Source organism: Campylobacter sp. 2018MI13 (assembly GCF_018501135.1).
In the GTDB taxonomy this organism is placed as follows: Bacteria; Campylobacterota; Campylobacteria; order Campylobacterales; family Campylobacteraceae; genus Campylobacter_E.
On record NZ_JAHCZC010000193.1, the window covers coordinates 1 to 509 of the forward strand.

A 509-nucleotide genomic window follows, 5' to 3' on the forward strand; every position below is an offset into this window, starting at 1 on the left:
TTGCTGTTGATGGTAAATTTAAATATGTTCCAGAATTAGGTTGCAATAACTTTGGAGATTACAAGTTTACATTTAATGTAATTGGAACTGATATTAAAGGTGAAGCTAGCTTAAAACTTGTTGCTGACACTCAAACAAATACACCTAGCGTAGATAATACTACAAGTGATGTGGTTGTGGATAGCAATAGCCAAGATAACAATGTATTTAACTTTAAAGTATTACAAGGTGATGAAGGTGGATATTTCAACAACTTAACTGAAATTCCAAATGGTGGTAGAACATTTGATACTACTCCAACATTTGTTGGTAAATCAGTTGCTAATGATACAATAGTATTAGGATTTGTAAAAGCTAATAATGCAACAGGACAAGATGAATTAATTATGAAAGAATTCCAAGCTGCACCAGATGGAACATTTACATATACTCCTGATTTAACAAACAGAGTAGATGGTAGTGGTTGGGAAGTTGGAACATATAAAGTATATTTATCAAGCTTAAAAACA

Annotated in this window: 1 protein-coding gene; it reads left to right on the top strand. The window is 31.6% G+C overall.

All coding sequences use genetic code 11. The annotated features are described in order from the left end of the window. Window positions 1-509 (top strand): hypothetical protein (locus tag KJQ99_RS09600; RefSeq protein ID WP_214150696.1); only part of this gene is annotated, 509 nt, incomplete at both ends.